Origin of the sequence: Klebsiella sp. MISC125 (assembly GCF_051131775.1) — a bacterium.
Taxonomy (GTDB): domain Bacteria; phylum Pseudomonadota; class Gammaproteobacteria; order Enterobacterales; family Enterobacteriaceae; genus Klebsiella.
Genome location: NZ_CP180448.1, coordinates 4,906,120 through 4,926,934 on the forward strand (window position 1 = coordinate 4,906,120; position 20,815 = coordinate 4,926,934).

Genomic DNA, 20,815 nt, shown 5'->3' on the forward strand with positions numbered 1-20,815 from the left:
TTCCCCTCACTGATATGTATAAGTCACACTGATTACAGATTCAATACTTCCCTGCGTAGCTCCACCATTCACGGATAGAGCCCTCACCTGCAGAGGAAAGCTGGCAGATAAAGTTGAATCATCAACTGACACTTGTGTTTTCGTACCATTATTCAAATCATTACCTGAAGAATCTTGCAGCTGTAGCTGGATATTGGTCGCGGTCCCCAAATTTTTATAATATCCCGTAGCATCAGCATTACCTGAAAAAGTTGCGGTTACTGCGGATGTTCCAACAGGGCAATTTGTCAGGTTAAGTGAAACTTCATGCCACGCTGAAGACGAACCTGCTGATAATAAATTAAACGTATACAAGTCCCCTAAATAGACAGTGACATCCGATGTTGACACCGTGCAGGGTTTAGCCACGACGCTACCGTTGACCGTAATAGTTACATCAGCAGAAAATACAGGGCTAACGAATGTAAAAAGAAATGCAACTAAAAGATTATTGTATATTTTCACACTCTGCATAATTACCTCAGTTTACTGGTACTCCAGAGTAAATGTTGCTGTACTGTTCGTTAATCCTGCAACGACAGGCATATTTGACGCCTTTAATCGCGCATAAAAATTAAGCGTATTCGATGTACTTGCCGTTAGCGGGGTCCAGCTTAGGGCGCTGCTCTCCGCATTTATTGCAATCTGATTTTTATCACTGTCCAGGATTTGAATTCCAACACCTGAAGCCGCCGTGCCTCCGGCATCTATCGCCAGCAAGCTGGAATTATATGCATTAGCTATTCCAACAAAACCGACCTTAACGGCAATAACGGATGCGCCACATGGAGCCAGTTCAATACTGAAAGGAATTTCCGGTGTAGTAACTTTTCCAACAGCATAAAGTTGCTTTACCGCATTATTCATTAAGTCAACAGTTATATACTGGGATGAAGGAGCAACAGCACAGGTATTATCTTTTATATTACCCTTGATAGTTATAGTGCTGTCTGCCGCCAGAAGAGTGCCCGGGATCATCGTCATTAATATCAGCACAACGGCAGACAACCGGTTAAATTTACCAGCCATATTATCTCCTCAGCGGCATTCCGCACGATATTCACTGAGCGCCTTGTTCCGGCTTTCCTCAGGCAATGTATAGTCCACGCGACACTGTGCATCCGGTGTATCCCCCCAGCTTGCCAGGAGTCGGCCGGTAAGCGGTAAACCGGTGAGATAAACCTGACCACCATCAGCAACGATACTTCCGCTGTTATTTTTTTCGGATGTCACAACCGCACCAAAGGGGACCGGTTTACCTTTAAACAACAGAGTCATCAGTACCTTCAGCCCCACTCTGGGCTCAAAACTGGCGCGTACAACCGCCCCGTGCGTCGGAACAACGCTCACCACGGCTTCATCTAAATCAACATTATCGGCGAGCGTGTTGGTATCCAGTGCAACACGGTTTTCGCGGTAATCTGAGGCATAGGGCAGTACGGCATAACCACGCCAGTCCGTTTTTACCCCGGTCTGGTTCTGAATGTTCACATTACCGGCGCCCGGTGCTTTGACCAGAACAACGGTATCGTTCATTGGCTGGCTGAGCGTGAGCCCGTTAGCATGAGCCAGGACACCACCGCTGAGGCCGTAATAAAGCTGGCGATAACCATCGGTATGGCTATAGCCCACATTTGTATTGCCATAGGCACCGCGATAGTTCAGCGCGGCATACCCGGTTGCCGCGGATGTCCCCTGGCCGCCCCCGGCATAGCCGGTCTGAACGCTGTAGCTCAGGTTGTTATCTTCCAGTAACGTACCGTAGAGTCCGGCTGTATTGGTTGCCCGTCCGCGCAGGTCATGTGACGCGTTATAACTGGCGCTGGCGTGTCGCCAGACTGACTGACTATCGGAACGCATCCAATGACTGAAAGGAATATTGACATTCAGCGCCAGCATCTGGTCATTGTTATCCTGCCAGGCATTTTTATTCAGGCTGTAGCTGAGCCCCCAAGTGATATCCTGCACCACAGTATTCAGGCCAATCTGTAATTGCTGGTCTGATTTATTCGTATCCCAGTACGTCTGATGACTACCGTTAATATAAAGAGTGGACTGTCTTCCCAACTGCTGGGTCACGCTGAGCTGGACTTTCCCTCGCTTGTTATAGGACAGGTTGTAGTAGTCAGTAAATTTGGGTTTGACCTGAATAATCCCATCCTGCGTGACAACGTTATAGCCGGACATCCGTTTGTATGCCGTGTCTGCAAGGGTAAAAAATCCTTCCGTGGAATACCGGTACCCCACCAGTTGAATATTTGTGCCCAGTTCATTCAGCGACTTGTTATACAAAAAACGCAGAGATTGTCCCTGGTGGTCAGTATCATCAGGAAGCTGCGAATTTGCCTGAGTGATGTCAAGCGACACCGCCCCCAGCACCCCCATATTTTTCCCGACACCGACGTTAAATGCCCGGTAGCGGGCAGCCAGTTGCGTTCCGCCATACACGGTCCATCCGCCTGCCAGACCCCGCATTGCGGTTCCCTGGAAAAAACCCGGATGCTCCTGCAGTCGGTTACCGGAGCGATAATCCCCTGCGGTCAGCGCATAGCGGGTATGGCCTTCACGCTGGAGCAATGGCACTGAAGAGTAAGGCACACTGAAAACTTGTGTGGTGCCGTCCGCTTCTTTCACGGTGACCTGCAGGTCACCGCTGCTGCCATTCGCATACAGGTCATTAATCACAAAGGGACCGGGTGGAACGGTACTCCGGTAAATTTCATACCCGTTCTGTTTAATTGACACTGACGCCGTGCCGCGGGCGATACCCCGGATAACAGGGGCAAAACCTTTCTGGCTGTCCGGCAACATATTATCGTCCGAGGCAACCCGTGCGCCGCGGAAGTTTATGCTGTCAAAGATATCGCCGTCAGTATACCGGTCGCCGAGCGTAAGGCGTGAACGTAACGCCACGATGTCACGCTCAGCATAAGTATTAACATGCTCCCAACGATTCTCATGAACCGTGCCAGAACTATAGCTCCATGTGGTGTTATCTCGCAGGCGCCAGGCTCCAAAATTCAGACCGCTCTGCAGATTCAGATAAGTATAATTACTGGTGACGCCGTTTTTGCTGCGAGCATTATTTCCCGTCAGGCTATAATTCAGTATCCCGGCATTAATGCCCGGATCCCATAATTCAGGTGATATATAGCCGCGAGCCCGGCTATCCATGTATACCTGCGGAATGGTCATATACAGGCGCTGCAGTCCAACATCAAAGCGAACGGTAGCATCTGGTATCAAAGTGGAAAGCGGAGTACAGGCATCTGCTGCCAGCACAGACATGCCGGGAATGGACAGGGTGTTGACCCCCATTCCACTAAGTTGCCCCCGGGTCAGGCAGGGAGACAAACTGTGGTCCTTCTCACTGGCCATAAACCGGATATCACGCGTAGTCATGTAGCCATCATTGAGATAGATATCTACCCGGTAGGTTCCTGCAGGAGCCTCCTGACCTTTTTCAAAAGCTGAAAGATCCGCCACTGCGGCCGGGTCATCAGCCAGAAACCGGGGATTAAAATAAAGCTCGCCCCGGGCTGACGGAATATTTGCCGCAATCAGTAAGGCAAGTGGAATAAAGGTAAAACAGCAGCCAGATTTATATCCGGAGAGCGTCCTTTTTCCCGGGGTTTTTAACCCTTTTTCAGATATCAGATGTGACATATTCCCTCCGGCTCGAATATATTCGCCGGTAATCAGCTGACAGAGGATCCGTAGTTAATCCGTGATGCAGAACAGACTTGTGCCCTTACTAGTTCTGGGCAGTCATTTTGGGCGTGAGCGCACCGTAGTCATTAATCGTCCTGTAAGTAATCTGACTGCCGGCATCCGCAGGCAGATCCACTGAAGCCTCGCTCAGAGGTGGAACCAGTGCATTATTCAGTTTGCGCGTACCGGCATTCAATTCCGTCACTGTGGCGTAATAAGGCGTGGGGTTACTGATGGTCAACTTTCCTGCCTGGCGTCTGAAGCGCAGGGACTCCGCCACTTTTTCTGGCGCGACTGAAAGACCGGAGGGGCGGTAATAAAGTTTGATCCGACTGATAATAGCCAACTGCAGGACATTATCATTCGTCTTTGATTTATCCATTGCCGGGATAGCTTTCACACTCAGCCAGAATAAACTTTCCCTGTCGCGTGGAAGCTGATTACTTGTCGCATCGATAATCCGAAGAGTATTTTCTTTTTTCCCCTGCATTGAAAACAGAGGTGGCGTAATAACAAAACGGCCATCTTTCTGCCCCGCTGAATTTTCCACCCAGGACTGAATCAGGAATGTGCTCTTTTCATCGTTATTTGTTACTGCGAGCTGAACCTGTTTCTGACCTGCAGGATATATGACTCTGGTGGCGCCAAGTGCCACAGCCGCTTCTGCTTGCAATGAGAGGCCTGCACAAGTCAGCAGCATCACTCCAGCCAGCAACCTGCGGGATATTCCAGTTTTCTTCTTCACCTCAGACCCTCTTTATGGCTAAAAATATATAAACTTGCAGTACATGCTATTTTTGTTATTCGTATGTCAGAGAAAACCACGCCTGTGCATCCGCTTTTCCTCCCATAACATGATGTCCTGTTGCCCGATACTTCGCGACAAAATGCAATATGGTTTCTCCGTTCACAACAGACGCAACACGCCTTGGCGGGCTGTTGAGCGGAATAAGCGTATTGGAGGCATCAAAAATAGCCACACCAATATCCTGTGCAATGCCAGGACCTTCACCGACCGAAATAACATCAGGGTTTTTACCGTCAGCAACACCGTTGAAAGCCACCCCGACATACTGGCTGACGTTCCGGTTACAGTCCCGAAGATGAATATCAAACTCAACCGGGTCGGTATCTTCACCCGGAGCATGCAGCATATTTGTCCGGATTTGCCCCATATTCACGGTGAGGGAACGGTCAGAAATTTCCACGCTGCAGGCTTCCGCGAGCAGCTCCCCCTGAAATCTCATGGCTCCTCCGGGTAGCATGGTCTCCCAGTGTTCGCCGGCTTCCAGCGCCGGAGGCAGAAGAAACAGCAGACTCACTATCAGCGAACGCATTATCTCACCCTGTCATTCCGTTTAAGGACAGGCCTTCCGTGGCCCTGTATGACATCCTGTCATTACCGTGGTGTGGTAATTATTCGTACTGAACAGCAAAAGTGGCATCGGCGTTAGCGACACCCGCAGTGGTTGCACCCAGAGCGTAGTAACGCGCCTGGAACGGCAGAATATTCACACCGTCTTTCAGAGTCACAGCGGTGCTGAAGGTTGCGCCATCAAGACCCAGCGGTACGCTTTTGGAGTCCAGGATCTGGATACCCACGTTAGTGGCGCCGCCTGCTGCAGAAGAAGCAACAGAAAGCACGGTTGGGTTAGCTGCGTTAGCCGCTACACCAGCAAATGCCACTTTTGCAGTTGTCGCTACGGTAGTGTCACAGTCATTCAGCTGGATGTTGAAGCCGACGTTCTGGCTAACGTCACCGGCAGCAGCAAGTTTGGCAGTACGGTACTGACCCAGTTGAACAGTCTGATCCACAGAACCCGCATCAACCGCGCAGGCGGCGTTAACCAGTTCACCTTTGAAGTGTACTGTGCCGCCGTTCACGGTGGTGGTCGCCGCGAATGCTGCAGCAGAAGTCAGAGCCAGTGCAGAAGTCATAACTAATGCCAGTGATTTGAATTTCATAAAATTTCCTTGGTTTTTCTGTTTACGAATAGTTAATTCGATATTGATTGAAAAAGCGGTAGATCGTTATTTCTAACTAAGGTATTAACGAGATTAATTTGAGTGATAACCTTGATAGATATTCTACTCCTCCCTATACTCACCAGTCATACGGCCAGCGTTAAGAATTATGTTCATAAAACCCCTTTATTTAAATGGGGTAAAACCCTACTTTTTCCACACCTGCCTTTATAGAGTTAATTTACAATTTATTATTTTTGAGACATTGAAAGTGCTGTATGGACATGTGATAATCAGCATTGTTAAATCGGTATCTGATTTTATTTTTCACAGCATGCCATCTTTCTTTATAGTCGTCATAAGGAAGCGAAGTGTTTATAATTAACTCGTCATTAATTTACAATCCAGAAGATGCTTCATTGGAACATGCTTACGATTTAATTGAGAAAATGTCCCTTTCACCAGTGCAAAATCGCACTTTGTTTTTTTTAGTGGAAAACAAAAATATTCTAGTATCCAAGGAGTTGATTCTGGATGAAGTCTGGGGCAAACACGGGTTGACACCGTCGATGCATAACTTAAACAATGTTATTTCATTTTTGAGGAAATCTTTCTTTAACTATGGTATTGAGAGCATCATTGAAACTAAAGTCAGAGAAGGCATTATCTTCAATGCTGATGTAACGGAAATAAATAAAGCAAATTCATTAAAAAATAGCGCTACATCAGATATAAAATTAGAAAAAAAATCGTCTACATCATTAATTTTTTTGTTTTCTTCTGGTTTTCTTTTGCTATGTTCAATCATATCCTCCGTATATTTTTATAAGAACAATTATTATCTTAACAATACCAATACAACCACTATTGGATTAGTTGGAAGTTGCAAAATTGAATTTATTAGCTCATACTATGAAGTCGATGAGGATGATATTGATGTATCATACCTCTTAAGCATTAGCAAAATTAACCTTCATAAAATTTGCACTACTCCACACATTATTTATTATTATGATAATTATGCTTTAAGCCCCGTTGTACAATGGGGCACCAGAACATCTTTTTATTATATTTGTAATAATAACCACACTAAACAACCAACAACAAATTGCAATAATTTCTATGTTCAAAAAAATTAGACTTAAATATCATAAAATTAGTGTAGCACTTACATCACTAGCAACTTTATTTTTTATCTTATCGGCCTATCTTTATTTTCACAAAAGAGAGATCCCTGAGTGTAGTGGTATTTTAAACGTATACAATGACGATTATATCGGCAAATTATTTATACATGTTTCTCCAGTATCATCTGATGAAGTCTCCTTTGCAATAAATGGAAAGATACACTCGAAAGCAAAAATTCTTGACATATCTCAAATTTATTTATTCAGATATAATAAAGCCACTTCTATATTTAGATTTAACTTAATCAAAACAATGAACTCGAGGGACGCCATCCCTGGAGATTTTCAACCACTTTTTTTATCTTCACCCGGAAATGTTTTTCTTATAAAAATTGAGCAAATCGACAAACAACAGATGCTATTCATCAATAACTTCTCGCCTCTGTTTATTTGTAGTAGGTTAAAATCATGACGTACCAAGCTGTAACACATAGTGTTTTTTCGACATTTAAATCTACTTTATTTATAATAATCAGTCATTAATTCTGTATAATTTATATATTTAGCGTTAAGTGTTAATTTTATGATTTGAACGTTGTAGGTTTGCTTCACCAAAATCCAGATTGATGAGGCTATACTATGCATCGTTTCAAATTATCTGACTTGCTGAATAATAGTAGCGATCCGTGGGCAGTTGTTGATGTAAGTGGAAAGACTACATTAAGTTCTTATAATGAAGCTTTTAAAGGACTCTTTAACATTGAGAATATAAACATTACCAAACATGATATGTTTTCATATCTTAATGAATCAAATGGCATCAATTTATTAAGTTCGGTATCTCAGGCTATTGAACTAAAGAAAAGAATTGTCAAAGCAGAAGCTTATGTCGTGGAGGGGAACTGGAATATATCTCTTTTTCATTTCCACCCATTATCAGTGGAAACAGACAAAGTAAATCTGGTTTTACTACAAATAACACCGGCATTTATAAATGATGTTCATTCACATGTGTTTAGCAACAACGAATTTTCACTCAACGAGTTGATGGTTACATCATCCTCACCGACATCATTATTTAGCGATGTTGAATGGAGAACTATATTTTTACTCAGTTGTAATAAGACGCAAAAAGAAATCGCCAGCATAGAAAATGTGTCACTAAAGGCAATTGAAAAAAGAATATCACGATGTCTGGAAAAAACCGATTGTCTAAACACCAGACAACTTAAAAAATTTATACAATGCAATGGTTGGGACTCATATATACCATCGTGTATATTAGAAAATAGATCTAAATATAATAATATCAATTAATATCAAGTAAATTTATATAGAGAATGTAAGCTTAAGCCTGTACTTTATCGCCCATATATCAAGCGCCTCATTGTATTCCATATGATGAAAATCATAACCACATTGTATTTACTTGAATAAAATTCCATTGGAATATTTTTAAACGGCTCATATTCCGGGTTCTACATGGCCCCATAAAACTGAATAGGTTAACCTACCAGAATCAGAAGACGATTAACTTTTACTCGCCTTCTACGGATTTGAGATATTCTGAACCCGGCATAGCCTTCCGCTATGCCGGGTATTTCATCCTAACGCTTGATCAGTGCAAACACGCCCCAGCCAAAATATTCACGTGTATACGTTACATGGCGTTTTGGCGCTATCGTCAGCTCAGCCCGGGCTTCTGGCGCAAAGTTATCGTGCGGATTTTCCTCTAACCAGCGGCGCAGGGTGAGCCACTTAGCCGCTTCGTAGCGATCCCAGCCCTCTTGATCGGCCAGCACCATCTCCACAAGATCGTAGCCAAGCTTTTCGAAAGAGGAAACCAGTTCGGGAAGAGTGAGAAAGTCCGAAAGCGAAGAGACGCCACAAGCTTGCGCAATCTCTTCCGTTGCCGGAACCTGAAGCCAGTACGGCTCGCCGATCAGCAGCATGCCGCCAGGGTTGAGGCTTTTACTCAACAGTTCAATAGTTCCGGCCACGCCGCCGCCAATCCAGGTGGCGCCCACGCAGGCTGCGATATCGCATTTTTCATCGGCGACATAACCGGCAGCATCCTGATGGATAAAATCAACGCTGTCGGCAACGCCAAGTTCTTGCGCCCGCTGTTTGGCCTGCTGGCTAAATAGCGCGCTCATATCGACACCCATACCGCTAATACCGTGGTCGCGAGCCCAGGTACAGAGCATTTCTCCCGAACCGCTGCCGAGGTCGAGTATCCGGGCCCCTGGCTTCATACGTAACACGCGGCCCAGCGTGGCATATTTTTCCGGCGTAAATGGATTATGGATGCGGTGAGCACTTTCACTGATGGTAAAAATACGTGGGATATCCAATGTTGGAATTCCTTTCATTGAGTTTGAAGTAAGAGAATTGGGTTCATTTTTTTCCGCCAGCAGCGCATATAGCTTGCCTTCAAAGGTCTCGCTGACCGGCCATTCCGCCCTATCCGGGCGGATAATCGTGGTAAAACCTGCCGTGCGCAGCAGGTCGAGGTACTCTTCATCCTGCCAGGCCGTCATTTGGCTGCCGAAGCGCGTCACGTTGCCGTTCTCTTCGATTGCCATAAACAGCGTTGAGCTGGTTTGCGCTGCCGACTCCCAGGCGTGCTCCGTCAGCAGCAGATGCGGCGTGGCAAGAAACAGCCCCTGCGGACAGCGCTGCCAACCGGGTTCCGCCATTCCCTGACGTTTAACTTCATCAAAAGTATGAACCTCAATAAGCAGTTTTCCCCCCGGGGTCAGCCACTGCGCACAGCGGTTAATCAGCGAGCGGGCATCTGCCGCGCTGAACACGTTCAGTTCACCAAAGGTCATCATGATGAAATCAAACTGTTCTCCCGGCTCGTAGGCGCGTACATCCTGCTGCTGATAATCAATATTCAGCTCGGCGGTCTGCGCCTGCTGCCGGGCCCAGGCGATCGAGGCCGGAGAAAAATCCACGCCCGTACAGCAAAAACCGCGTTCAGCCAGCAGACGGGTGTAAAAACCCGGCCCGCAGCCAAGATCCAGAATGCGAGCGCCTGCAGGTAACTGCCCGGCAATCCACGCCACCTGCTGTTCAATAACCACCTGCCTGCGGCTGGCCCAGTCGTGGCCCTGTGAAAGATGGTTCTCCAGCATACGCTGGCTAAAAGCCGGTTCATCCCAGGGGATTTTGCGCTCCCCGGATAACAACGCCACGTGTCCGGAACCGGTAATAATCGAGCCAATAGTCATTATCATTTCCTTTTTGATTACTCGCGCCAATGCTCGGGTTTCATCAACGCGCGAGCGCACTGTATCTGACCCGTTCTCTCCAGCGGTTGGGCCGAAAGCAGTTGCAGCATCCAGCAGGCTTTATGTTCCTCCGGGATGGGATAAGGGGCCGGATAGCTTTTATCTCCGGCGCAAGGTTCAAAGCCATGCCGCGGGTAATAAGTGGCATGTCCCAGAACGAATACCGCCAGGCTCCCCATCGCCTTCAGATGCTCAATACCGCTTTGGATAAGCCATCCGCCAACCCCCATGTCCTGGTATTCTGGTATTACCGCCAGGGGAGCAAGGATATGCATCACCGGGGAGTCAGACTCTCCTTTGAATGTCGCCCGGGTAAACAAAATATGCCCAACCGCTTTTCCATTATGTCTGGCCAGCAGAGATAACCTCGGGCAAGCGCTCTCATCGTTGAGCAAATCGGCAACTAAGTCGGCCTCTTTGCTAAAGCCGAACGCTCGGGTTTCGACCTCGCAAATATCACCGGCGTCACCTTCGGTAGTGATATGAAAAGTGAAGTTGTGGTTTGTCATCAGATGCTCCTTAGCGATTATCCAGCTGGGCGCGGACGTTGTTCAGTCCGGTGGTATTGATGCGGTAGGGCTGCCCATTGACGGACTTAATCAGCTTTTTGGTTTTGAGTTTTTTGAAAACGGCGAGCGTACAGTCGGTGAGCAGAAGCCCTTCGCGGCTGTAGCATTCAACAGAGGTCACGCGGCCTGAAGTATCGCGAACGTGCGCGATCCGACCACCTTTAGCGAGAACGTGTAAGGTACGTTGTTCCTGACGGGATAGATTCATACTGAAGAAACCTGTTAATCATCATGCGTAAAAACGAGCCAACACCCAAAAGTGTTCGCGTAAAGTTTAAGCGCAGCGATAACCAGTCCGGCCTGAGAAGGTCGGGAAGCTGATTATCTAATGATTACATTCTCCAGCATCAAAGCCTCGGTGAGAGTTGAAAGGTATATTCAATGTGAATGATAACAGAGAGAGCATGGATGGGAATAATCAAAACTGGAAAATGTGATCTGAAAAGGGGAAATGGTTAGTACAAAACTCTTTTCTCCAGGTATCGGCTTTCACCGCCCGGGCGAATTTGTTAACAAAAAATCATTCATAAAACAAATAATAAACACTTGTGTATATATGTAAATAATACGTTAATAACATGATGCAAGTCAATAAATGAATTAGAAAATCGTTCCATTATCGTTTCAAAGGTTAAACGATCAAATGCACTGCATATATTCCTGCAAGGATAATATTATGAACAACTCAGTTTACCTCCCCTCCCAGGAAATTATTTATTTTATATTTATCACATCAAACCAAAAGAAATAAATCAACAAAACCAATACCAGTCAATTACACATGACATCATCACCGATGACTGATGTTATTTATTTTATCGCACAACTGAAACCCAGAATGTTTTTTGAGTCAAGCTACCCTACAAGATTATATCGATTAAGGAAAAGAAATATGTCTATCGAAATCACCCGACAGCTGGTACAGGAAACGAATGAACAAGTTTTTCATTATTTCAAAGAAATCAGTAAAATCCCTCGGGGTTCGCATAATGAAAAAGCCATCGCCGACTGGATTGTCGATTTTGCACTAAAACGAAATCTTGAAATCAGGCGCACAGAAGCTTCTGAAACGGGGCAATCCGTCTATAACGTCGTTATCTGCAAACCCGCAACGCCAGGCTATGAATCCGTAGCCCCAGTCATCTTGCAGGCGCATATTGATATGGTTTGCCAGAAAACCAAAGAGTCGCAGCATAATTTTTTGACCGACCCCATCGAAATTATCAGTGACGGCAAATATATGACCGCCAAAGGCACCACGCTCGGTGCCGATGATGGTATTGGCGTCGCGTGCATACTGGCTATTTTAGACAGCCACGTTCTTGCGCATCCCCCTATCGAAGCGCTCTTCACATCTGATGAAGAAGACGGTATGTCCGGAGCGATGGCGGTAACTGACAAACTGGTAACAGCAAAGCGCCTTATCAACATTGATACTGAACACGCAAGTACGCTGTATTACGGCTGCGCAGGCGGTATTGATGCTAACTTTGCGCTACCCGCCACGTACGAACCTATCGCTGAAAATGCCGCACAAATAAAAATCACGCTTTCCGGCCTGCTTGGCGGGCACTCGGGAGTGGAAATCCATAGAAAACACGCCAATGCGCACAAGCTAATGGCCCGGACATTACGCGCCGTTCAGGACGTGTATCCATTTAGCCTTATTGCCTTTGAAGGCGGCGATAAGCGCAACGTCATTACCCGGGAAGCCTGCGCGCTTATCAGCGTCGAGCCTCGGCATGCCGACTCGGTCAGAGCGTTGATTAAGAGTCAGGAGGCGATATTTCAGCATGAATATGCGGGTACTGAAAACGCCATTAATCTAACAGCGGAAACAGTGGCGGAATCGCATACACAAGTGTTGTCACAGCAATCGCTGAATAAATTTATTGCTGCCATCCTTATCATCCCCAATGATATTCAGGCCATGCACTGCAATGAACCAAGCCTGGTGGAAACCTCCTGTAACCTGGGTATTGTTAGCCTGAAGCCGGACGGCATTCGCCTCTGTTCGCTGATCCGTAGCTTCTTCAGAACGAAAAAGCTGTATGTACTCGAACAAATGCGGCAGCTCGCAACCCTTCTCGGCGCTGAATTCACCGCCACAGGCGACTACCCGGATTGGGAACCTAAACGCGAGTCAGAGATCATTGCCCGTTTTGTCCATGCTTACCAAACCGCTTTTTCAGCCGAGCCAACGCTCGAGTCTATTCATGCTGGTCTGGAGTGTGGTTATTTCACCGAAAAATTCCCGTGGATGGAAATGATAGCTTGCGGCCCAACCATCACTGGCGCGCATACGCCAGAAGAAAGGCTGGATATTGAGAGTACTGAAAAAGTCGTGGAGCTGTTACTTCAGGTATTGAATCAAATGGACGAGGCTGCGCCTGTCCGGGAAATGAATAATTTCTGTGCTGAAGACAGAGCACATCCCCATACACATGTTTGCCAGTGTATTCGCTAACCAAAGCGATCATATAAAAGGATATTTGATGATGAATACTGTTCTGGAAATTATCGGTCTGGATTCACTGGTTGAGCTTGATGATAAAAGACAAGTTCCCGCTATTAATTTAGATAATGCGGCAACAACACCCGCGTTTAAGCTAGTCGCCGAAGAAATTAACCGGCAGCTTCTGTTCTATGGTTCTATCGGGCGCGGAAAGGGGCAGAAATCTGAACACTCTTCCAAAATATATAGTGCTGGACGAGATATTGTTAAGGATTTTGTCGGTGCAAAGAGCGATCGATATACCGTCTTTTATGTTAACAGCACAACAGATGGGATGAACAAACTGGCTTCGGCATTAATTGAGAGCCCGGAAGATATCGTTCTGACCACCCGAATGGAGCATCATGCCAATGATTTGCCCTGGCGTGAACGCGTGACAACTTTATACGCGGAGGTCGACAGTAATGGTCGGCTTATTATTGAAGATCTGGAGCGAATACTGAGCGACCAAAACGGAAAAGTTCGCTACGTTTCCGTCACCGCCGCATCTAATGTCACCGGCTATGTTAATGATGTCCACCGCATTGCCAAAATAGCGCATAAGTATGGCGCTCAAATTATTGTCGATGGTGCCCAGATTGTCGCACATCGTGCATTTAGCATGCTGGGGAACACTCCTGAAGAACATATTGATTACTTTGTTTTTTCAGCCCATAAAATGTATTCCCCCTACGGCGGCGGTGCGGTTGTCGGCTTAGAAGAAACATTAAGCGAACGCTTACCCGTATTCTATGGCGGCGGTATGGTTAAGACGGTAATGGATGATAAGGTCATTTATAACGACTTACCCGATCGTTATGAAGCTGGCTCCCCTAATTATCTGGGAGTCGTCGGGATGCTTAAGGCAATCGAGATCCTTTGCACAGCTGACTTTAACGCCATCAAAGAGCATGAGCAACGGTTGATTAAAAAAACGTTAGCGGGATTAAAAACGATACCGGGCGTTATCCTTTACGGTGACAACGATCAGGTTTCGGACCGGGTAGGTATTATCGTATTTAATCTGCAAGATATCACTAATGAGACCGTCGCGAATAAACTCGCCGAACGCAGAGGGATTGCTGTTCGTCATGCGGCATTCTGCGCCCATCCTTACGTTCGCCGCCTGGCCGAGCACGAGGCTGAGCGGGAAAATACCGTTGATGGATGCTTCCCGCCAGAAGGCATGGTTCGTATCAGCTTTGGAATATATAACACCGACGCCGATGTCGATGCGCTGATCGAAACGCTACACCTTATTCTCAACGATAAAACATCCTATGCGGTACAAAATACGGATATATCAACTCAACCAAACGATCGTGGATAGTTGATTAGTTTATTAGTTTAATAAACGTCCGATAGCCAATAAGGCTATCGGACAGACATTCTCTCCACGAACAAATTTAGCCTTTACGCGCTATTTCTCAGCCTGAGCTGCACGGGCAGTAAAATATTATCTGCACTCGAGCGGCAAATAAGCTCTTCCACGGCCCGCTTGCCTAATGACTCTTTATCAATGGCTATCGTGGTCAGCGCGGGCGTCAGGTGGCTGGACAAATCAATATCATCGAAGCCGACGATAGCCAGATCCTCTGGCACCCTTATCCCATTTTGATGGCAATAATTCATCGCCACGATAGCCGCCGCATCGTTGTAACAAAACAGGGCATCAGGGGGTTCGGGTAGCGCCATCAGTTCATCCAGCGCATATTCCAAAGAGGGTGTAAGTTCCGTCAGCGCGGGTGCCGTCACTTCATATTGAGGAGACATCAGCATGCCAGCCTCAAACAGCGCCTGTCGGTATCCTTTCTCACGCTGGCGAATACTGTAATGTGCAAGGCTGCTGGCCAGAAAGGCGATGCGATGATACCCCTTTTCAATCAGATGCTGCGTCAGCACTATCCCACCCTGGTAATTATCAGGATTGATACTGACCATGCCGGGGATCGCGTGATCAACCAACACCATCGGCTGCGGTAATTTTCTTAATTCCGCCATCAGCTCCGGCTCTATAAAGCCAACGCACAGGAGAGCATCGGGGGAATGCTGCCGTACCTGTTGGGTCACATTATCCGTCGGCCCCATCGCCAAAAAGCTGAGCGCAATGTTGCATTCCCGGCAGGCATCTTCAACGGCCAACAGGACAGGCGAGTAGAAGTTCATCGCACTGGCGGTGTTATGCTGGCGATGGAGTATGAAGAGAATTTTTTTAATTTTCTCATCGCGAAGCCTGGAGAAGTCATATCCCATCTCCTGCGCTATCTGCATCACCCGCAGCCGGGTTTCTTCGCTCAGCCCGGGCCGATGGTTCAACGCCCGCGACACCGCCCCTACCGATACACCCGCTTTCTGCGCGATATCCCTCACCCTGACTGTCTTCAACATGCCTGACCTACCCCTTATTTACGGTTACCGCTATCATACTTCATGTTGCATTTTTGTTCAGGAGAATGAATGAGTTAGCAAGAGCTCGTATCATTGAAAACTATTCTGTACTGACGCTTGCCCTCAATGCCGCATCGCGTCCCAGCCATGCCGCGCCGCGAACGCCGCTGCTATCACCATGCATCGCCGGGACAATTGGCGTGGTGCATTGCGTATTGAAAATATATTTTTCCACAGCCTGAGTCAGGTCAGTAAATATCTCCGGAATGCGCGAAAGCCCGCCACCAACCACCACAATATCAGGATCGTAGATATTGATAACCGATGCTAACGCCCTCGCCAGCTGATCTTTAAATAGCCGGAACAAAGCGGTTGCATCAGGATCGCATTGATCAATAAGCGAAAAAATGGCTTTTGCATCCAGGGTATTGCCGTCAATCAGATTATATTGCCGTGCCAGCCCCGATCCCGAAATAAAAGACTCCGTGCAGTTTAGCTGCCCGCAATAGCATTTTACGCCAGCACCATCCCGCAGCGGATCATAGTGAGGAAGCGGATTATGCCCCCACTCTCCGGCGTTACCGTTGCGTCCTCGCCAGAGCATTTTATTCATTGAAAGCCCGCCGCCGCAGCCGGTTCCCAGAATCGCGCCAAACACAATCCCCGCCTGTGCGCCCGCACCATCCGTCGACTCTGATAATGTAAAGCAGTTGGCGTCATTGTCCCACGCGACGGGATGACCCAACGCCTGTTCCAGATCCTGAATCAGCGGTCGTTGGTTAAGGACCACGATATTGGAGTTTTTGATGAGCCGGGTATCAACATCTTCTGTTCCCGGCAGGCATAAACTGACGCTGATCGGGACAGAAAAAGAAGACTTAACGTCCTGAATAAAATCAACCAGCGATGTCAGAAATCCCTGATAGTCAGATTTCACCGTACTTCTTCGCTTTGATAACAAGACATTACCCTGAGCATCGAGGATAACTGCTTCTGTTTTCGTCCCGCCAATATCCAGTCCCATACTTAACATTCTATCACCTCAGCAAGCGTTCATTCGCCGTTTACTAAACAATTATTAATGCCCATTATCCTATGTGAAAAATCCGTTATTTGAAGCTTGTTAATACGCATTAGTGATAAAGATCACATAAACAAAAATATAAAAATACATTGTTTACTAAACAAAAAGAAACATATCAACTTGCTGCTTTTATCGGTGACACTTCCCTTGGGCCAACAGTATCCACCGAACTCCATTATGTGGTTGAGACGTGACTAAATTGGTAAACCATCACCACTCGCCTGACCCCTGTCAGAGACATTTACGCAAAGAAAAATTGTCACTCGCCGCCCTGTCTTCCCGTTAACACGCCTTAAAACCTGCTCCTATGTGATTTGGTTAACCAATTTTGCTTTTACGGTTGACATGTATGACAAATTAGAGGAATTTATGCGCCATATCGTCCGATCTCCCCGGTTTTCATGTGGTTTCAGGGAACCGACAATCCAACCAAAGCAGTGGCCTGAAGCGGGTCAACAACGTGAAAGAGGTTAAGCATGGAACAGACATGGCGCTGGTATGGCCCTAACGATCCGGTCACTTTAGCTGACGTCCGTCAGGCGGGGGCGACTGGCGTTGTCACCGCTCTACACCATATTCCGAACGGCGAAGTGTGGTCGGTTGAAGAGATCCTCAAGCGCAAAGCCATCGTAGAAGAGGCAGGCCTGGTCTGGTCGGTGGTCGAAAGCGTACCAATTCACGAAGAGATCAAAACCCACTCAGGCAACTATGCACAGTGGATAGCCAACTATCAGCAGAGCCTGCGCAACCTGGCTCAGTGCGGCATTCGTACCGTGTGCTACAACTTTATGCCGGTTCTCGACTGGACCCGTACCGACCTGGAATACGTCCTGCCGGATGGATCCAAAGCGCTGCGTTTCGATCAAATTGAGTTTGCCGCCTTCGAGCTGCATATCCTCAAGCGTCCGGGCGCACAAGCGGATTACACCGCCGAAGAAATCGCCCAGGCAAACCAGCGCTTCGCCACCATGAGCGATGAAGATAAAGCGCGCCTGATCCGAAATATCATCGCGGGCCTGCCGGGTGCCGAAGAGGGTTATACCCTCGACCAGTTCCGTCAGCACCTTGCAACCTATAAAGATATCGATAAAGCCGCGCTGCGCGAGAATTTTGCCGTCTTCCTGAAGGCAATTATTCCCGTTGCCGAAGAGGCTGGCGTCCGCATGGCAGTGCATCCGGACGATCCGCCGCGCCCGATTCTCGGCCTGCCGCGCATCGTCTCTACCGTAGAAGATATGCAGTGGATGGTCGATACGGTCAACAGCATGGCGAACGGCTTCACCATGTGTACCGGCTCCTACGGCGTGCGCGCCGACAACGACCTGGTTGATATGATTAAGCAGTTCGGCCCGCGCATTTACTTCACCCATCTGCGCTCCACCCTGCGCGAAGATAACCCGAAAACCTTCCATGAAGCGGCGCATCTGCACGGCGACGTCGACATGTATGAAGTGGTGAAAGCCATCGTTGAAGAAGAGCATCGTCGTAAAGCGGAAGGCAAAGAGGATCTCATCCCGATGCGCCCTGACCACGGCCACCAGATGCTTGACGACCTGAAAAAGAAAACCAACCCTGGCTACTCCGCGATTGGTCGCCTGAAAGGGCTGGCTGAAGTCCGCGGCGTCGAGCTGGCAATTCAGCGCGCCTTCTTTAGCCGCTGATCCTGACTGGCGGGGCCGAGCGTCCCGCCCTTCTCCCCCTTCGGTCGCGTTTTGCGACCCACTCTGGAGTTTGCTATGACTGCAACCCTTGCCGACAGCAACCTGCCGGTTACACGCCCTGCGTGGGATCGTTCTCGCCTGCAATCCCGTATCGTTCATCTGGGCTGCGGCGCGTTTCACCGCGCACATCAGGCGCTTTACACCCACCATCTGCTGGAAACCAGCGATAGCGACTGGGGCATCTGCGAAGTCAATCTGATGCCGGGCAACGACCGCCTGCTGATTGAGAATCTGAAAAACCAACAGTTGCTGTATACCGTGGCGGAAAAAGGCGCCGAGCGCACTGAGCTAAAGATTATCGGTTCGATGAAAGAAGCGCTGCACCCGGAGATTGACGGCTGCGACGGTATTCTGAACGCGATGGCGCGCCCGCAAACGGCGATCGTCTCACTAACGGTGACAGAAAAAGGTTACTGCACCGATGCCGCCAGCGGTCAGCTGGATCTCAACAACCCGCTAATTCAGCACGACCTCGCCAACCCGGCCACACCGAAATCCGCCATTGGCTACATCGTCGAAGCCCTGCGCCTGCGTCGCGAACAAGGGCTGGCGGCGTTTACGGTGATGTCCTGCGACAACGTGCGGGAGAATGGCCATGTGGCGAAAGTCGCGGTGCTGGGCCTGGCGCAGGCCAGAGACCCAGAGCTGGCGGCGTGGATTGCAGCTCATGCCACCTTCCCATGCACTATGGTTGACCGCATCGTGCCCGCGGCAACCCCTGAAACGTTGCAGGAGATTGCCGACCAGCTTGGGGTCTACGATCCGTGCACTATTGCCTGTGAACCGTTCCGCCAGTGGGTAATCGAAGACAACTTCGTCAACGGCCGCCCTGAGTGGGACCTTGTTGGGGCGCAGTTTGTGGCAGACGTGGTGCCGTTTGAAATGATGAAGCTGCGGATGCTCAACGGTAGCCACTCATTCCTTGCGTATCTTGGCTATCTCGGCGGCTATGAAACCATCGCCGACACCATGGGCAACCCGGCGTATCAAAAAGCAGCCTTTGCCCTGATGATGCAGGAACAGGCCCCAACGCTATCCATGCCGGAAGGCACCGATCTACAGGCTTATGCCACGCTGCTGATCGCCCGGTTCAGTAACCCTTCTCTGCGCCACCGTACCTGGCAGATTGCGATGGACGGTAGCCAGAAGCTACCGCAGCGCCTGCTGGATCCGGTACGCCTGCATTTGCGCAACGGTAGCGACTGGCGTCATCTTGCGCTCGGCGTGGCGGGCTGGATGCGCTACACCCAGGGGGTTGATGAGCAAGGGCAACCTATCGATGTAGTGGACCCTTTACTGACCGATATTCAGCAAATTAACTCGCGTTACCAGGGCGCCGAGCGCGTCACCGCCCTGCTGGCCTTAAGCGGGATTTTTGCCCAGGATCTGCCGGAGAACGGTGACTTCGTCGAAGCCGTTACGCAGGCTTATCACAAGCTGTGTAAATGGGGCGCGCGTGAGTGCGTCGCGGCATTAAGAACCGCCGTCTAATCTCTCTAAACCGCAGGTCAACTCAATGAAAATTTGGTTGACCTGTTTTGCGTATCTAAGGCGTGAGAGATGCTAACCCGTCACTCAAATGCTATAGTCAGCCACCACACCATCGCATGCCACTGCATAACACCATGAAATCACAAACTTCTCAGCACAGACCCTATCAGGAAGTCGGCGCGATGATTCGCGATCTGATCGTACAAACGCCGTACAACCCTGGAGATCGTTTACCGCCGGAGCGAGAGATCGCCGAGATGTTAGACGTGACCCGCACGGTGGTGCGTGAAGCGCTGATCATGCTGGAAATTAAAGGACTGGTAGAAGTCCGCCGCGGTGCCGGGATCTACGTGCTCGACAATAGCGCCGAAGAAGGGGTTGCTGAGAGCGCCGACGCCAGCCATTGCGATGATGCCGGTCCGTTTGAACTGCTGCAAGCGCGCCAGCTACTGGAAAGCAATATCGCTGAATTTGCCGCCCTGCAGGCAACTCGGGAAGATATCAGCAAAATGCGCCAGGCTTTACAGCTGGAGGAGCAAGAGTTGGCCAGCAGCGCGCCGGAGAGTTCAGAAAGCGGCGATATGCAGTTCCATTTGGCGATCGCCGAAGCCACACATAACAGTATGCTGGTGGAGCTATTTCGTCAGTCATGGCAGTGGCGGGAAAACAATCCCATGTGGATCCAGCTGCATCGCCACCTCGGGGACACCCACTATCGTCAGGAGTGGCTCGTCGATCATAAACGGATCCTTGCAGCATTAATCAAAAAAGACGCCCGCGCGGCAAAGCTCGCCATGTGGCAGCATCTGGAAAACGTCAAACGTCGCCTGCTGGAGTTCTCCAACGTCGATGATATTTTCTTCGACGGCTACCTGTTTGACTCCTGGCCGCTGGACAACGTCGACGCCTGACCCCTTATCAAACCGTGCG

17 protein-coding genes and 1 pseudogene are annotated in these 20,815 nt (G+C 48.7%); 7 read left to right on the plus strand and 11 right to left on the minus strand.

From position 1 onward, the window contains the following. Window positions 1–6: 6 nt before the first annotated feature. The 6 genes from ACMYSL_RS23040 to fimA form a co-directional block, all read right to left on the minus strand. On the minus strand, window positions 7–513 hold the full coding sequence (locus ACMYSL_RS23040) for a fimbrial protein (protein WP_139541202.1): 507 nt from the start codon (window positions 511–513) through the stop codon (window positions 7–9). Between the two features lie 12 nt (window positions 514–525). Further along, window positions 526–1,068: a fimbrial protein gene (locus tag ACMYSL_RS23045; RefSeq protein ID WP_371336521.1), complete on the minus strand. Its 543-nt coding sequence runs from the start codon at window positions 1,066–1,068 to the stop codon at window positions 526–528. A gap of 9 nt (window positions 1,069–1,077) precedes the next feature. Further along, window positions 1,078–3,705, minus strand: coding sequence for a fimbrial biogenesis usher protein (locus tag ACMYSL_RS23050; RefSeq protein ID WP_182236554.1), 2,628 nt, complete (start codon window positions 3,703–3,705; stop codon window positions 1,078–1,080). Window positions 3,706–3,793: 88 nt separating this feature from the next. Next, window positions 3,794–4,450, minus strand: coding sequence for a fimbria/pilus periplasmic chaperone (locus tag ACMYSL_RS23055; protein WP_235891804.1), 657 nt, complete (start codon window positions 4,448–4,450; stop codon window positions 3,794–3,796). Between the two features lie 100 nt (window positions 4,451–4,550). After that, window positions 4,551–5,087: a fimbrial protein gene (locus ACMYSL_RS23060; RefSeq protein WP_139541199.1), complete on the minus strand. Its 537-nt coding sequence runs from the start codon at window positions 5,085–5,087 to the stop codon at window positions 4,551–4,553. Window positions 5,088–5,166: 79 nt separating this feature from the next. Then, a complete protein-coding gene (gene fimA, locus ACMYSL_RS23065) occupies window positions 5,167–5,715 on the minus strand; it encodes a type 1 fimbrial major subunit FimA (protein WP_004099233.1) in 549 nt (182 codons plus the stop codon). A gap of 371 nt (window positions 5,716–6,086) precedes the next feature. On the opposite strand from fimA, the gene ACMYSL_RS23070 reads away from it, so the two are divergent. Together ACMYSL_RS23070 and ACMYSL_RS23075 are read left to right on the plus strand one after the other, a co-directional pair. After that, entirely contained in the window at window positions 6,087–6,854 is a 768-nt protein-coding gene (locus tag ACMYSL_RS23070) for a winged helix-turn-helix domain-containing protein (protein ID WP_434660042.1), read from the plus strand. A 627-nt stretch (window positions 6,855–7,481) separates the two neighbouring features. Then, window positions 7,482–8,159 (plus strand): helix-turn-helix transcriptional regulator, encoded by a 678-nt coding sequence (locus ACMYSL_RS23075; protein ID WP_139541196.1) that lies wholly within the window; start codon window positions 7,482–7,484, stop codon window positions 8,157–8,159. 290 nt (window positions 8,160–8,449) lie between these two features. On the opposite strand, the gene ACMYSL_RS23080 is transcribed toward ACMYSL_RS23075, so the two are convergent. From ACMYSL_RS23080 to ACMYSL_RS23090, 3 genes and pseudogenes are all read right to left on the minus strand, one after another. Beyond that, window positions 8,450–10,078, minus strand: a complete 1,629-nt coding sequence (locus ACMYSL_RS23080) for a methyltransferase domain-containing protein (protein WP_434664220.1) — start codon at window positions 10,076–10,078, stop codon at window positions 8,450–8,452. A gap of 24 nt (window positions 10,079–10,102) precedes the next feature. Then, window positions 10,103–10,647, minus strand: a pseudogene (locus ACMYSL_RS23085) (GNAT family N-acetyltransferase); the annotation flags it as partial. A 10-nt stretch (window positions 10,648–10,657) separates the two neighbouring features. Further along, on the minus strand, window positions 10,658–10,915 hold the full coding sequence (locus ACMYSL_RS23090) for a YjhX family toxin (protein ID WP_110273875.1): 258 nt from the start codon (window positions 10,913–10,915) through the stop codon (window positions 10,658–10,660). Between the two features lie 684 nt (window positions 10,916–11,599). On the opposite strand from ACMYSL_RS23090, the gene ACMYSL_RS23095 reads away from it, so the two are divergent. Together ACMYSL_RS23095 and ACMYSL_RS23100 are read left to right on the plus strand one after the other, a co-directional pair. Then, a complete protein-coding gene (locus ACMYSL_RS23095) occupies window positions 11,600–13,174 on the plus strand; it encodes an aminoacyl-histidine dipeptidase (RefSeq protein WP_434660043.1) in 1,575 nt (524 codons plus the stop codon). Between the two features lie 28 nt (window positions 13,175–13,202). Further along, a complete protein-coding gene (locus ACMYSL_RS23100; protein ID WP_434660044.1) occupies window positions 13,203–14,531 on the plus strand; it encodes an aminotransferase class V-fold PLP-dependent enzyme in 1,329 nt (442 codons plus the stop codon). Window positions 14,532–14,614: 83 nt separating this feature from the next. Here ACMYSL_RS23100 and ACMYSL_RS23105 read toward each other — a convergent pair whose 3' ends face one another. Both ACMYSL_RS23105 and ACMYSL_RS23110 read right to left on the minus strand, forming a co-directional pair. Beyond that, window positions 14,615–15,589, minus strand: coding sequence for a LacI family DNA-binding transcriptional regulator (locus tag ACMYSL_RS23105; protein ID WP_112214025.1), 975 nt, complete (start codon window positions 15,587–15,589; stop codon window positions 14,615–14,617). Window positions 15,590–15,689: 100 nt separating this feature from the next. Beyond that, the gene (locus tag ACMYSL_RS23110; RefSeq protein WP_434660045.1) at window positions 15,690–16,622 is read right to left on the minus strand and encodes an ROK family protein; all 933 of its coding nucleotides are present in this window, start codon (window positions 16,620–16,622) and stop codon (window positions 15,690–15,692) included. A gap of 527 nt (window positions 16,623–17,149) precedes the next feature. On the opposite strand from ACMYSL_RS23110, the gene uxuA reads away from it, so the two are divergent. The 3 genes from uxuA to uxuR all read left to right on the plus strand — a co-directional run bounded on the left by uxuA (window position 17,150) and on the right by uxuR (window position 20,796). After that, on the plus strand, window positions 17,150–18,334 hold the full coding sequence (gene uxuA / locus ACMYSL_RS23115; protein WP_434660046.1) for a mannonate dehydratase: 1,185 nt from the start codon (window positions 17,150–17,152) through the stop codon (window positions 18,332–18,334). Between the two features lie 75 nt (window positions 18,335–18,409). Then, window positions 18,410–19,885: a fructuronate reductase gene (locus ACMYSL_RS23120; protein WP_434660047.1), complete on the plus strand. Its 1,476-nt coding sequence runs from the start codon at window positions 18,410–18,412 to the stop codon at window positions 19,883–19,885. A 134-nt stretch (window positions 19,886–20,019) separates the two neighbouring features. Continuing rightward, window positions 20,020–20,796 (plus strand): Uxu operon transcriptional regulator, encoded by a 777-nt coding sequence (uxuR, locus tag ACMYSL_RS23125; protein WP_181483446.1) that lies wholly within the window; start codon window positions 20,020–20,022, stop codon window positions 20,794–20,796. The last annotated feature ends 19 nt before the right edge of the window (window positions 20,797–20,815 follow it).